Here is a 13,348-nt window from a genome sequence, read left to right on the forward strand (position 1 = left end):
TACTAGTGCTGCTATTCGCTTTATATTAGCTGCTATTGCAGTTAATTTTGATTGTTTGGACACACTTAATCGCCCATATCCTCTAGCTCGGTATAGGCCATTGAATCTCTTTACTTCTCCAATCTTCCCTTCAATTGAAGCTCTCTCTTTATATTTCTCTATGAATTCTTCCGTCTTTTGATACTGAGAAATATCGTAAAACTCAGCTGTATTTTTACCGAGTTTCAGAATTTTTCTTGCTGCTTTCCCAGCACACTCATCATGTAAAGGACAAGTCTTGCATTGATTGATTTCAAAATAATATTTGTATCCTTCAAATGTCCCATTCTTATTGCTAGTCTTGAAATATTTCTTTTTTTCAGTTGCATTTCCATAAGAACATTGCCACTCATCTGCATCTTTATTATAGGTATACTTGCTTTCATCAATTCTGTAAATAAGAGGGCTGACAGGTATGTATGGTGTTATTTTTAGTTCTTCCAGTTCATCTAAGAGAGGTTTTCTAAAATAAGCTTTATCTGCGAATACTTCTTTTATGTTAATACCTGACTTCTTTGTTGCTTTTAGCATACTGCTTAAATGATTACCATCCATATAAGAACCACTTTCTGTTCGAACGGAAGTAATGATTCTTTCTTTAGTTGTCATTGTAAACTCTGTTTTAAACCCATAAAAACTCTGTGTTCTACTTTTACGACCAACTCTCGCATCTTCATCAATTAGGGAACGAAGACCTTTTTGGTTTAAAAACTTTGGATCATCTAAAATCTCCTTTGCTTTTTTTATTGAGTCTGATGTTTTACTAATTTGAGTTTGAGCTGAGTCCTCAACCATGTCTATCACTGATACTAAGTAGTCTTTCATCACCATTTTTGCTTCATTGTGGTCTTCTATTTCTTTATAATCTGGCACCTCAGGTGCCCCTTCTAACACTTCCCCTGCTTCTTCCTCGTAATTTTTTATAATTTTTCTTGCTAAATGTTTCATAATTCGTTCAGGTGTTTTCTTAATCGTGTTTGCCTCAATATGAGTTACATCTACACTTACTCCATCACTTTCAATTAGACCGTGTTCTACACACTGTCTAACAGTCTCTTCTAATATTTCGTCCAAAGTTTCTTCGCCAACACGACGAGTCCGAAACTTTGAATACAGACTTTTATCTGGTAATTTATCTTCTGGATTTAATCCTAGAAAATATAAAAATACTAGATTATGATTCCCCTCTGTCTCCATTCTTTCATCAGAAAGGTTATAAAGATGTTGTAGAAAAAGGATTTTACACATCATTTCTGGTTCTTTAGCGGGACGGCCAAAGTTCTTACAATACGAATCAGCTAGTAAATCATTGATAAAACTAAAATCGACTACTTTCGAAGCCTTTTTTAACATATGATTTTCAGGTATTTTATTGTATAATTCAGAGTGAAAGCTTAATTGTTTTGGCTCATGTCGAAGCATAGTAAAAACCCCCTTTGGTTTGTGTTTGGTCACACTTATTATACCATTTAGGGGGTTTTTATTGTTCATAATTCCTATTATTTCGATCGTTTTAGTAAGAATATTTCGTTTTGTATATATTTAGGTCAAAAACTTCTTGTTTCTCCATTATTACTAGACTTTTTCACTGGTTCCGGACGGTTCCTATTGACCCTGTATTGTACTTAGGCATGGTTTTTCGTAACAGTGTGCATTGACTCTAAGTCATAAACACACTCTTTTTTGTGTGTTTTTTACTAGAACAGGCTTTTGAATAATTGCATTTTTGATTCCAAAATATTGAAGGATTGGATCATATTGTGTCGAATTTATAGTATAAATCTATAATTTAGAAAGAGAGGTGCAAATTTGTGGCTAAAAGAAAAAGTGCAGCTAAGAGAGAAGAAGAGTTTGTCGATGCTGTTGTGAAGGTCTCTAGTGTTGGCTTATTTATCGTTGCATATTTGATTACAAGTGACGTTAAACTATCATTAATTATTGGTGGAGTTGGTTTTGTTAGTGCATTTATATTTTTATTTTATAGAAAAGCAAAATATAAACAGAGCGTAAAACGATCAAAAATAGAAGAAATAGACCAAATGACTGGTATTCAATTTGAGTATTATTTAAAACTATTTTTCCAGCAACAAGGATATAGAGTAGATGAAACTAAGACCACAGGTGATTTCGGAGCGGATTTAGTCTTATCAAAGAAAGAATCAAGAATTATTGTTCAAGCCAAACGTTATAAAAATAGGGTTGGAATAAAGGCTATACAAGAAGCGGTATCGGCAGTAGCACATTATAGAGCTAAAGAAGCTTGGGTGGTTACTAATAGTGAGTTTACAGCTGCTGCAATGGAACTAGCTCGATCAAACAAAGTAAAACTTATTGAAAGAGAAGAATTAATGAAAATGATACTGGAATTAAACGGTGAGGAACCTACTCATTTGGTTGCATCAACAAAGGAAGCGGAAGACGTTGGTGAAATAAAGCTTATATGTAAACGATGTGGTGATGTATTAATCAAGAGGAAAAGTAGTAGAGGTGAGTTTTATGGTTGTAAGAGTTTTCCTAAATGCAGGTATAAGGAAAATATAAGTTAGGTGTTAGTATGTTTTTTATGAAAAAACCTGAAATGATACTTGTCCCAAATACGAACGGGTTCAGGCACTTGTGGCTGAAGTTAATTAGAGGGATATAATGTTTAGGAGGAAGAAGCAAGGCAGTATTAAAATTAAGAAAAGTAGGGGTGTTGGAAATGATTTTGAATGTTGATGGGTACAAACTCATTTTCTTCTTAGAAAATTTACTGAGGAAATATGTCAATGATTATGGAATGATAGAATCACTCAATAATTCGTTAAGAAATAACTTAGTACAATCTGCAAGTAATAACGATGAAAGTCAAATTGATAACCTTGAAGTTTTACTTAAATACTCTCACTTAGGAGAGTTGATTGATATCATTAAAAGTAAAAACTTTAAAAAGAAGAAGTATAATGAAATTGAAAAGATTAACGTAACCCCTCTTATTAAATATCGTAATAGTATCATGCACTCCAGAACTATTAATACAATTGATGTACAAGATATTAAATTAATGTGTGATGAGATTGTATCTTCATTGGATGAAAATTCTTTAACAAATAGTTGGAATAGATTTAAATCTGAAGATATTAATAATTTTACAGTGCCAAGTGTACATATAGAATATCCAATAGGGAAAAATTTTGAAAAGTTAATAGGAAGGAATCCCGAACTTAGAAAGCTTAAAAATGAATTGAAAATTCCAATGCCAGTGTCCATTGTAGGTCATGGTGGTCTTGGAAAAACAGCATTAGTATTACAGTTAATTGAAGATTATGTTTTTTCTCCGGAGCAGCCTTTTGAAAGGATTTATTTTATGAGCTTTAAAAATACTGTTTTTGAACATGGGACAATTAGAAGATTTGAAAAAGTTATAAGTAATCATAATGATTTGATATATAAGTTAGCAAATTGCATGGGGATGGAGATAGAAGATCTTGAATTTAATCAAGTAGAAAAAAAAGTGTGGAACGAAATGTTTTCAAAAAAGTCATTATTAATACTAGATAATTTAGAGACTGAAATAGTAAAAAGTAACTTGTCAGAATTCGCTACAATTTCACAGATTTTTACTAGTAATTTTACCAAACCATCAAGGTTAATAATAACTAGTAGATATGGTCTTGGTGATAGAGAAGTAAAATTTCCACTAAACCAATTTGACTTAGTTAAGACTAAGGCATTGATTAATGAACATATAGGAAGTGAAATAATTAAGGAAAAACAAGTTAAAGACATTGATTGGGAATGGATCCAAAGCTATACCAATGGGAACCCAGGACTAATAATTACTTTCTGTAATACTTTAAAGTCAACGAGGAAAAAAGCAATGGATTTAAGAGTCGAATTTCAAACACAATATACATATGAATCTCAAGCATTGCATAATCAATTAGATGAATTTGTAGAGTTTTGTTTTGAAAATACAATTGAGAGTTTAAGTGCATCGTCTCAAATCTTTCTTTCAATCATATGCTACTTATGTTCAGAAACTAATTTGAGTGAAGTAAATGAAGAATTTTTAACGTATCTAAGGGAAGAATTAGAATTAAACTCTCTAGGAGATGAGAACTTAAGGGCAACTATATTGGTTAATATTGGATTTTTACAATCTATACCTGATACAGATCGTTATTATGCCAATGAATTATTTATTAATTATTTAGATGGGAATTTTTCTGAAGATATTTTCAATGTTTTTAAATTGAAAAAATCCGCATGGAATGAGAGAGTTGTGAAATTAAAAAATCATATAAATGAACTACAGTTTCAAGAAGAGATTTCTTTAGGAAAATTATTATCCCAATTATATATATCTAAATATAAAAATAGCTCTGATAAGAAGTATTTACTTCAAGCTTTTTTCTGCCTCCCTACATTAAGAAATTTAATAAATTATTATAGGAGAGCTTCTGATATTGAAGTGTTAAATAGTTTTTCCTTGTTAGATAAGCTTAGTAATGAATTAAAAGATAATAGGTTTAAAAGTGATCAAAATCAAATAGTTAAAATTATGTTAGATTCATTATTAAAGATTAATAAAAAAATTATTGAAAGAAAAGAAACTAATATTAGGCAAACTGATTTATATAACTTTTTTGAACAATTAGAGATTAGAATTCTTTTATTAAAAAATAACGATGTTAATGTTTCGAATAGAAGACTTGCTATTAGACTACTTACCTATTTACAAAAATTTGAACGTGCGGAAAAACTATTAATAGAGGACGAAGAGCTAATTGTAGAAAAATTTAAACTATACGTAAAGCAATTAGGAGAACTATCTGGAAGATCAAGTATAAAATGTATAACTTATATTAATGAATGTAAAAAAATTGCACAATTATACCCAGCAAAAGTAAATAACTTTTCAAAAGCGCAATTAAAGTTATATACATCAAGATATTTGAAAATAGATAGTCCAGAAGAAGCATTAAAAACCCTAGAGAATTTTGAAGAATATTTTATCAGTACCAATATTAGATTATTTATATTTTATTTAGAATCTCTTTTAATTAGAATGGAATGTCACCTTAAAACTAACGGAGATATAGAGATTATTTTAGCTCTTAAAGAAAGGTTCAAAAAACAAATAATTTCACCTAGTTATTCAAAAGTATTTAGGCAAAAAAGAGAAAGTATTGAACAAAATATGCGTAGAATTGATAGAGATATTTCGCAATATAGACAGATTATAAGAAAGTAGAATAAACTATAAATTCTTTCAAGTTTTCATGACTATTATTATGCTGCTTCCTAGTTCTAAATTACAATTAATAAGACTAAGGTCTAGTTTTTTTACCTAGAATGTGTCATATGTCAGTTTTTTATGGTTTGGTAGAGAAGAGGGAGCTTTGTCTTGTCTATTTTAATGGAGCAGGGCACATTATTTTCTAATTCCAACTGAGGGTCAGATGATTGCTTTTTAGAAGTGCAGATTTCTCATCAAGCACCTTTACTCATTTATTCTAGAATTAATATAATCACCATCTTTTAATATAAGATCAAGTTGTAATCCTCTGCATTATCATATAATGTTGCGAACACTACTAACCAAGTTGTAACAAATAATTTTTTATAAATTTTACCATATGTGTCTATTTGTTCAGTAATTAACCTAACCTACCATCCACCCTTAAACTTAACAAACTGTCAAAAAGTGTTCGATTTTGGGAATGAAATCGAACACTTTTTTTCGTCTAAAGCTATATATTCAAATTAGTAGGGAATACATTAAAAATACACACAAGTGAGGTTGGGTGCGATGCTGAAGCGGGCTGTGGTGAAGGAAGAGTTGGTGGCCTTGACTGGTGATTATCGTTTGGCCTTGCCATTAAATCAAATGATTTATTGGTCAGAGCGAGTGAATGATTATCATACATTCATTAAAGAGGAAAAGGGAAGGTGGCAAGACATCAACTCACCAACGGACCATGGGTGGATCTATAAGAAAGGGGAACAGCTTTCGGAGGAAACCCTCATGAATTGCGACGCTAGAACGATGCGCACTTATTTACGTAAACTAGTAGCTGGAGGTTGGCTGCAAGAGAGAGATAATCCTATCCACAACAGGGATAATACGAAACAATATAGGGTGAATCTCGTGAAAATTCATCATGATCTAGGGAAGCTTGGCTTTGAATTGGCTGGATACAAGGTGAATCTGACTCAATTTTTTTCTAAGCCTGAACCTCATTCTAAGCCATTGATTGATGAAGGGGAGAATGGCATTGTAGGGAAAAATCAGTTTGCTAATGCTGAAACGAAACACACGAGTTTTCCCAAAGAGGTTGGAAAAAATGTAAATTCCACGGACAAATTGGTCGCTCTCACGGATAATATGGTCGGTGTCAGTGACAAAACGGTCGGCACAATACCAGAGAATATAACAAATATTACAACAGAGAAAAAAGAAGATATAGATGAGATCAATGTAATCATCTCTTATTTAAATAAAAGGACATTCAAGAACTTCCTACCAACATCTAAAACAACACAAGACCTTATTCGAAGCAGATGGAAGGAAGGGTATCGTCGTCATGACTTTTTTACGGTTATTGATAGAAAGGCTGCAGATTGGTTATTCGACGATTACATGAATAAATATCTCCGCCCAAGTACTTTATTTGGAGATAACTTTGAAAACTATTTAAATGAATCGAAGCGACCGGCGAAAACATCGTTTGATGCATACATAGCAGGTTTAGGTGATGGCGGGGGACAGGGGTGAGGTGTATAAGGCCATCATTTAGTTATTTAGACAAAGGATAATTCCTTAGCAAGCGTTACTAGCCCCTTACTAAACAACTATCTTTCTCTATCCGAATTAGTTTTCATTCTATCTCTATTTGCCACAAAGTTATTTCAGAGTAGAATGATATAAGATACTCCATACTGATAAGTATTACACATACTTTTTATGATAAAAAAGAAGGGGAAGTTGTCATGAATCGGAATAGGGATAATGAAATTCAAGAACTGCTACATTATTTTTTCGATGATAAGCAGTTTGGCCAGATCTATGAGGGAAAGAGTGGTTACAACAATACAACCTGTTACCTGAAAAGGGAAGAGAAAAAATACATAGTACGTATCTATGAAACACATAGGGACGAAGGAAAAGTAAAATTAGAGCATGATTTTTTACTAAAGTTGCAGGATGTTCCAGACATGCCTTTTAAAGTGCCATTACCTGTTGTTCGAGATGGGGAAACTTTATATCGTTTGTCTTCTGGAAAAATTGGTTGTGTTTATCATCATATTGAAGGAGAGAATCCTGACTTTGAAACATCAGAGGAGCTAGTTTCCTTTGGAGCAAGTACTGGGAATTTAATGCATGCCCTTAGTAAAATTGAAGTGGATCAGCCATTTATTTATCAACCCTATTATGAGATCGAGCATGCCCATCCTAATTGTCCTCTAACTGAGGTTGTGAGTTGGTGCAACAACCCACCAGAAGCATTTGCGGAGTGGAAAAAGGAGCTTCATTGGATTGCAGAACAAGTAATGAGTTTTCATAAATACGTTCCCCATCTTAAGGCATTGCTACATCAAATAATACATGGAGATTTAAATGCCTCCAATGTACTAGTTGGACATGATAAGAGGATCACTGCCATCCTTGATTTTGAATTTACGACTTGGGATTTGCGGGTGATGGAAGTGGCTGTATGTGTGTCTGACATTTTATTTAATGGAGATAAAAGAGAATTTAATTTGGAGAAAGTCCAACATTTTTTCAAGGGCTTATCCTCAACCATAAAATTAACGGATGCTGAATTAAAGTCTTTACCCATCCTTGTTCAATTAAGAAGATTGGATGTGTTTCTCCACTTTTTAGGAAGATATCTTGATGGTATTGATGATGCTGCAGTGTTGAAAGAGCAAATTGAAAAAGCGGCTGGTACGGAAGAAGTGTTACATCAATTGACAGACTTCCTTCAGTAAACTCGGGGACGGTTCTTTTGTTTCCAAAAACACAAGAACCGTGAGTTCGGAAATTACAAAATTGAAGTATTGATAGGCATAATGATGGGGAATAAACTATTAAATTATCGATCTGATTGAGTACCCCGATTCCTGCAATCAAGTGGTTAACTAGATTGCAGGAAATGAGGGGTTCTATTTTTATTTGGTGACAAAACTGGCGACCTTCTATTGTATTATCACTCTATTTTTAACCAAAAGGAAATTCTCACACTATCACCAATTCAGTAAATCAGGCAGAACATCATTCTCCAATATATGGATTAATTCTTCTATGCTGTGCTGTTCCTTCCAATCCGTCACTGCAACTTTATATTCCACACCATCTTCAAGTTCTCCCCTCACAATGATTTCATAACCTTTTTCTGCATGAGAGTCCTTCGCTGAAGTGATTGTGTAATCATTAGTCGTTTTAATGACTTCAATAAACTTACCCCGTCCAATTGACCTGTCAGTTACGCCAATATCAATACTTAATCCCAGTAGCGCGGCATACCCATCTCTTACCATTTCAAAATAAGAAATATCCATTTCATCTTTTGGATTACGGTAAAGGGAAACGGTAGAATCCTCGAAAATTGGCTGGATACATGGGAATGGAAGGGTGGTATCTTTCCGATCCATCGTAATCAAATATTCTCTATTAGGATGATCCCAAACACAAGCTTCTATTAAAATCTGATCAGCCATCATTTTCTGTTCACGTTCCTGTTCTAGAACCATGCCAGCTGTCCGGAAAATTTCCTCTGCATCGTGAGCTTTCACTTTATAAATATCCGTATTATGATCATAGCTGTCCTCTATGATTATTTCCTGCTCACCCACTAAGAAGAATACAGTTGAAAATACCCTTTCTTCACCAACGAAACGGTCAAAATAAAGATAATAGTTTTCTTGATTTTGATTGAATTCATTACGGAAATACTCCATTTCCAACTTTAATATTAAATCAACCTCTTCTTTTTCAGCCAGTTCAATCTGTTGAATCAATTGATCTACCTGCTCGTCATTCCTATCGAGATCAGCCCCTTGTATATATATATTTCCCGGTTCGTTGTACCATTGCATCCCAATATATTCATCATCGTTAGTTGCTACTAATTCATCTTGGTTAATCTCGGCATCTACACCTTCGCCACTGTCATCAATTAATTCTTCAGTTTCAGACATTCCCGTGGCATTTGTGTTTTGATTTCCGTCCCCACCAATGATCCCCCACTGCGGAATGAATAATAAGAATAGAATCGCTGCAACCGCCGCTGTTGCAATATAATATGGATATGTGATCACTTTATTTTCCTTCTCTGTTACCTTTAATTTTTCCAGCGTTCGCCGTTTTTGTTCTGGGGATCGGCTTGTTTCTTTTAGTCCAGAAAAATCAATACTACTAAACGAATGATTACGAGAATTTTTCTTCACTATTCATCACCCTCTCCGTTTCTAAAACTCCCTTTAAAGCTTTCATGGCTCGAAATGTCGTAGACTTCACTTTACTTTCAGAACAGTTCAGCACCTCTGCCGTCTCCTTAACGGAAAGCTCCTGAATCATCCTTAATACCAACACCTCTTGATAGCTTACCTTCAATTTTTTTATCCCATCATATAACTCTTTGACGCTCTCGCCCCGTTGGTAGATCTCTTCAGGTGTGTCCATGTCGTGTAATGATGGTGATTCTGTGATTGGCAAAAAGCGAATTTTTTGTTTCCGACGCCAGTAATCGTATAAGACATTCCTAGCAATGGAGATCACCCATGTATAATAGGAGGCATCTCCGCGAAAACCTTTCAGTGATTGCTTCACCCTAAGAAACGTATCATGCGTTAAATCTTCCGCTACCTCCACATTTCCGACCATCAATAAAAGATAATGATAAACTCCGTCACTGTACTTTAAATATAATTCCTCCCACGTCATTCCCTCACCTCTCTCTCTTGTCACTAAAATAGTCGAACGACCTGAAAAACGGTTGCATTATATGTATTAAAAATTTTTGAAGGGCAGGGGGCTTGTTAAGGGAGTCGGTCAATGGGGACGGTTCTGATTTGCATAACGGCGACGGGCGAAAATATCATTTGATGCATATATAGAAGGTTTGGAGTGATGGCGGGGGAGAGAAAGGCAAAACGTTCCTCTTCCAGGTACCCATCTTCTCTTTGTACGAGAAGTTTGTTGTGTTGCAATCTCTTTTTTAGGGTTTCGATTGTTTGCATATAAACCATTCCTTTACCTTCATATTGCTAGATTGTATTGTTAATCGTTCTTGTAGGCCCTGACCTTCGAAATAGATTCTTCTGTTTCTCTCGATTATAAATGACAAAGCATATTTATGACGAGGTTTAACTCGTCCTTAGACAGTAATTACCTTAGAAGGGAGTTACGCAGAAATAGAATGGAAGAAGGAGTAATGGAAGCAGGTTCTGGCTTGCTGAACATACGGATACTGTGGTGAATGATGGGGTGGTTCTTGCGATGTTGTAAATGCAAGAACCACCCCTGTGTTTACTAGAAAAATAGTCAAAAACTACTAGTGGTAATTAGTACCAAATTACGCTGTTTTTTCCTCGTAGAAATCTTATTATTAATGAAATGGAAATAATTGATAGTTTTCTGGTGTTTCAGTGCCATTCATAGGTCAATTTAATTATATATTGAGGAGATGAGTAGGTGGATAACTATAGTTTTTACGAGATTCTGTTTGGGTTGGCGTTATTTACTATTGGAGTAATTGCTTATTGGTTACCTACAATAATCGCATTTAGGAATCAAAAGTCCAGTCGCGTAATCATTGCTATATTAAACTTTCTATTTGCTGGGACTGGTATTGGGTGGGTGATCTTGTTGTTCTGGGCATTAAGAAAAGATCATGGCATTAATCAATTGAAAGCTTTGCGATAGGAGGGAGGGCACGGTTTGGGTAATAGGGTGGACATTTCTGAGGTGAAGTCATTTTATGACATGCAGAAGCGTGAAACGGATCAAATCATAGAGGGAATCCATGCGATAAGGAAAAACATTAGTCAAATTAGTAAGATGAAGGACTTTCAAGGGAAAACGGCGGAAGCTGCTAAACTTTATTTTTCCCAATATCATGGGGTGATCTTGGATGAGTTTGAAACACTCTTCCGAACCCTAGAACAAAATCTCCAGCAACACCTAAACGCTTTTTCTGAAAGTGTAGATGCTAGTTCATCGGCGAGGCTTGAAAGCAATTATTTGATGGACCAGGAGCTAGAGTTGGAGAAGCGGTATGAACAATTAGAGGGACAGGCAGATGAGATCAACCGAATCATTCGTAGTATTTCGGACATCAGTTCCGTCAGCGCGCCAAGTCTTACGCCTGTGCCAGAACGTGCGAATGACGCTCAAGGGGGCGTTGTCAAAACGAGGAAGAGGCTAGATTCGTTTACGAGTGTCGGGAAGAGGGATATTTCAAGTGCGCAATCGTCTATTGCAAAAATTGAGTCGCTGTTGAAAAAGAGTGGCGGCCGAAGTAAAGTTAGAAGTAGCGACTGGTTTGAAAAGCAGCTCATGGTTTTAATGAAAGAGTTGATGAAGGGGAAAAATCTCTCCTCTAGCAAAATTGATTTAGCGAGATTTAGAGAATTATCGAGATGGCTAATCGACGATAAATTTTCGATCTTGCCGATTCAGATCATGAACGGGCAAAAAATAGGAAGTGTGGCAAATGTCCTAAGTACTGGGGTATTGATGAGGGTATTTCTCTACATAAAGGGGTTAGTGATTAAGGCTCCAATTCCGTGGATGCTAAAGGGATTAGCTTTAGCAGATGCATCGAAACCTGCGAAACTGCCTTTTAACAGCTTGGATGGTGCGTATTTAGAGGGGAAATACTATTCCACTGAAGAGTCATTAGTCTCGTTAAATCAAAATGGATTTGGAAATGCATACCACGTTTTAAACACAGATATTTTAAACTTAGTATTTAAGCAGGCGTTGGATCAGACGATAATGAAACCGGTTCACTGGTTTCAGGAGAAACAACAGGAAAATCGAGTACGCAAACAACAAGAAGCTAAACAATTGCTTTTTAATTTTCTAAGTGATGAATATCTACTTGGGCAGGCGAAGACAGTCATTGAAACTATGAAAGATCCCGATTTAAAATGGTACGAGAAATCTTGGCGATATGTGAAGATTTTCGGGCCTGTGGCCGCTACTCAAGCGAAGTCAGAGGTCCTGAGTAAATACGACTTTTTGGAGAATCCAAGACAAGTTCTCTCAACTGCAATGGATTTTGTGCCATTAATTGGTAATTTTAAGGGCGGGGCTGAAGCTATCACTGGTAAGGACTACATTACTGGTTATGAGCTTGAAAACTGGGAAAGGGGTGTAGCTGGACTAGCGATAATTGGTGGTGGATTAGTCAAAGCTGGATCAAAAGGATATAAATTAGCGAGAAATTCCCTATTTGGTTCGAAATCTCATACTGCTACGAGAGACTTGACGAAGGTTGATAGTCCTACGGGGAGGACGACTAAGGGTAAAACTGTAGATGATATATTAAAGGAGGCTACTCCAGGTAGAGCAACTAAAGGAAGAGCAACACAATATGATAAATCAGGTGGGTATAATCAAGCAATGGATGATTTTAATAATATGGGTGTTACTAATATTAGAGAGATACCTAATGGTAGGGTTGGCACATTACCAGATGGAAGAACAGTTAATGTGAGAAATAAGAGTTCAGATGGTAGACCAACACTAGAGATATTCGATGGTAAAAATTCAATTAAAATACGTTACGGGGAGTGAATAAATTGAATGAAAGATGGGAGAGATATGAACCTACTAAGGGTTTATCTAGAAAATATTATATTAACTCTATCACAGATAGTATTAATTGTTTTCAAATTATTCTTTCTGATGATAATGATGAGAATAATAAGGTTGAAGTGTTATTTAAAGACTCAGTACATGCATATAGAAGTACTGATGAGAGCTTTAATCTAAAGATGATGAATAGTATAGATGAGAGTTATGGCACAGAATTTTATTCAAACTGGACATTTTTTAAAGTGAAAAATTCTGAATATATTCAATGGATTTCTGAACAGTCGTATGGTATATCAGACTCGCAACAGTTATTGCATTTTTGCTTTATTGCAAGTGACTCAATATTAGATGTAATTGCTGCTTACGAACCAAGAGTACAAAAAATTACAGAAAATAGATAACTAAAAAAAAGCTGACTTTGAAGGAAACCTTGATGCGCACGCTCTAAGGTTTCTTTTCTAAACGCAGGTAAACGCAGGGACGGTTCTTGTGTTTACA

Annotated in this window: 10 protein-coding genes; 7 read left to right on the forward strand and 3 right to left on the reverse strand. The window is 35.0% G+C overall.

Annotation, left to right across the window (positions count from 1 at the left end):
• Positions 1–1,461 (reverse strand): IS1182 family transposase (locus BW724_RS04230; RefSeq protein ID WP_205160360.1); only part of this gene is annotated, 1,461 nt, incomplete at its 3' end.
• 389 nt (positions 1,462–1,850) lie between these two features.
• On the opposite strand from BW724_RS04230, the gene BW724_RS04235 reads away from it, so the two are divergent.
• The 4 genes from BW724_RS04235 to BW724_RS04250 all read left to right on the forward strand — a co-directional run bounded on the left by BW724_RS04235 (position 1,851) and on the right by BW724_RS04250 (position 8,016).
• Positions 1,851–2,585, forward strand: a complete 735-nt coding sequence (locus BW724_RS04235; protein WP_235848892.1) for a restriction endonuclease — start codon at positions 1,851–1,853, stop codon at positions 2,583–2,585.
• 155 nt (positions 2,586–2,740) lie between these two features.
• On the forward strand, positions 2,741–5,275 hold the full coding sequence (locus tag BW724_RS04240; protein WP_088073871.1) for an NB-ARC domain-containing protein: 2,535 nt from the start codon (positions 2,741–2,743) through the stop codon (positions 5,273–5,275).
• A gap of 558 nt (positions 5,276–5,833) precedes the next feature.
• Positions 5,834–6,799 carry a conserved phage C-terminal domain-containing protein gene (locus tag BW724_RS04245; protein ID WP_088073873.1) on the forward strand — a complete coding sequence of 322 codons (966 nt, stop codon included), beginning with the start codon at positions 5,834–5,836 and terminating at the stop codon, positions 6,797–6,799.
• Between the two features lie 215 nt (positions 6,800–7,014).
• A complete protein-coding gene (locus tag BW724_RS04250) occupies positions 7,015–8,016 on the forward strand; it encodes a phosphotransferase (protein ID WP_088073875.1) in 1,002 nt (333 codons plus the stop codon).
• Positions 8,017–8,271: 255 nt separating this feature from the next.
• Here BW724_RS04250 and BW724_RS04255 read toward each other — a convergent pair whose 3' ends face one another.
• Complete coding sequence (locus BW724_RS04255; RefSeq protein ID WP_088073877.1) at positions 8,272–9,474, reverse strand: hypothetical protein; 1,203 nt, start codon at positions 9,472–9,474, stop codon at positions 8,272–8,274.
• The gene (locus BW724_RS04260) at positions 9,455–9,970 is read right to left on the reverse strand and encodes an RNA polymerase sigma factor (protein ID WP_088073879.1); all 516 of its coding nucleotides are present in this window, start codon (positions 9,968–9,970) and stop codon (positions 9,455–9,457) included. Before BW724_RS04260 ends, BW724_RS04255 begins: the two co-directional genes overlap by 20 nt.
• Before the next feature lie 750 nt (positions 9,971–10,720).
• Between BW724_RS04260 and BW724_RS04270 the strand changes: the two genes are divergently transcribed.
• Genes BW724_RS04270 through BW724_RS04280 form a run of 3 tightly spaced genes read left to right on the forward strand, consistent with a single transcriptional unit; the run spans position 10,721 to position 13,251 of the window.
• On the forward strand, positions 10,721–10,951 hold the full coding sequence (locus BW724_RS04270; protein ID WP_088073882.1) for a superinfection immunity protein: 231 nt from the start codon (positions 10,721–10,723) through the stop codon (positions 10,949–10,951).
• Between the two features lie 15 nt (positions 10,952–10,966).
• Entirely contained in the window at positions 10,967–12,829 is a 1,863-nt protein-coding gene (locus BW724_RS04275) for a T7SS effector LXG polymorphic toxin (protein WP_088073884.1), read from the forward strand.
• A 5-nt stretch (positions 12,830–12,834) separates the two neighbouring features.
• Positions 12,835–13,251, forward strand: coding sequence for a hypothetical protein (locus tag BW724_RS04280; RefSeq protein ID WP_088073886.1), 417 nt, complete (start codon positions 12,835–12,837; stop codon positions 13,249–13,251).
• Positions 13,252–13,348 lie beyond the last annotated feature (97 nt).

The sequence above is a fragment of the Litchfieldia alkalitelluris genome (genome assembly GCF_002153425.1).
GTDB classification, from domain to species: domain Bacteria; phylum Bacillota; class Bacilli; order Bacillales; family Salisediminibacteriaceae; genus Evansella; species Evansella alkalicola.

What these genes read in the sequence shown, in the direction of transcription:
- BW724_RS04240 (WP_088073871.1), top strand. Translation starts at nt 2,741, where the DNA reads ATGATTTTGAATGTTGATGGGTACAAACTCATTTTCTTCTTAGAAAAT.
- BW724_RS04245 (WP_088073873.1), top strand. Translation starts at nt 5,834, where the DNA reads ATGCTGAAGCGGGCTGTGGTGAAGGAAGAGTTGGTGGCCTTGACTGGT.
- BW724_RS04250 (WP_088073875.1), top strand. Translation starts at nt 7,015, where the DNA reads ATGAATCGGAATAGGGATAATGAAATTCAAGAACTGCTACATTATTTT.
- BW724_RS04260 (WP_088073879.1), bottom strand. Translation starts at nt 9,970, where the DNA reads ATGACGTGGGAGGAATTATATTTAAAGTACAGTGACGGAGTTTATCAT.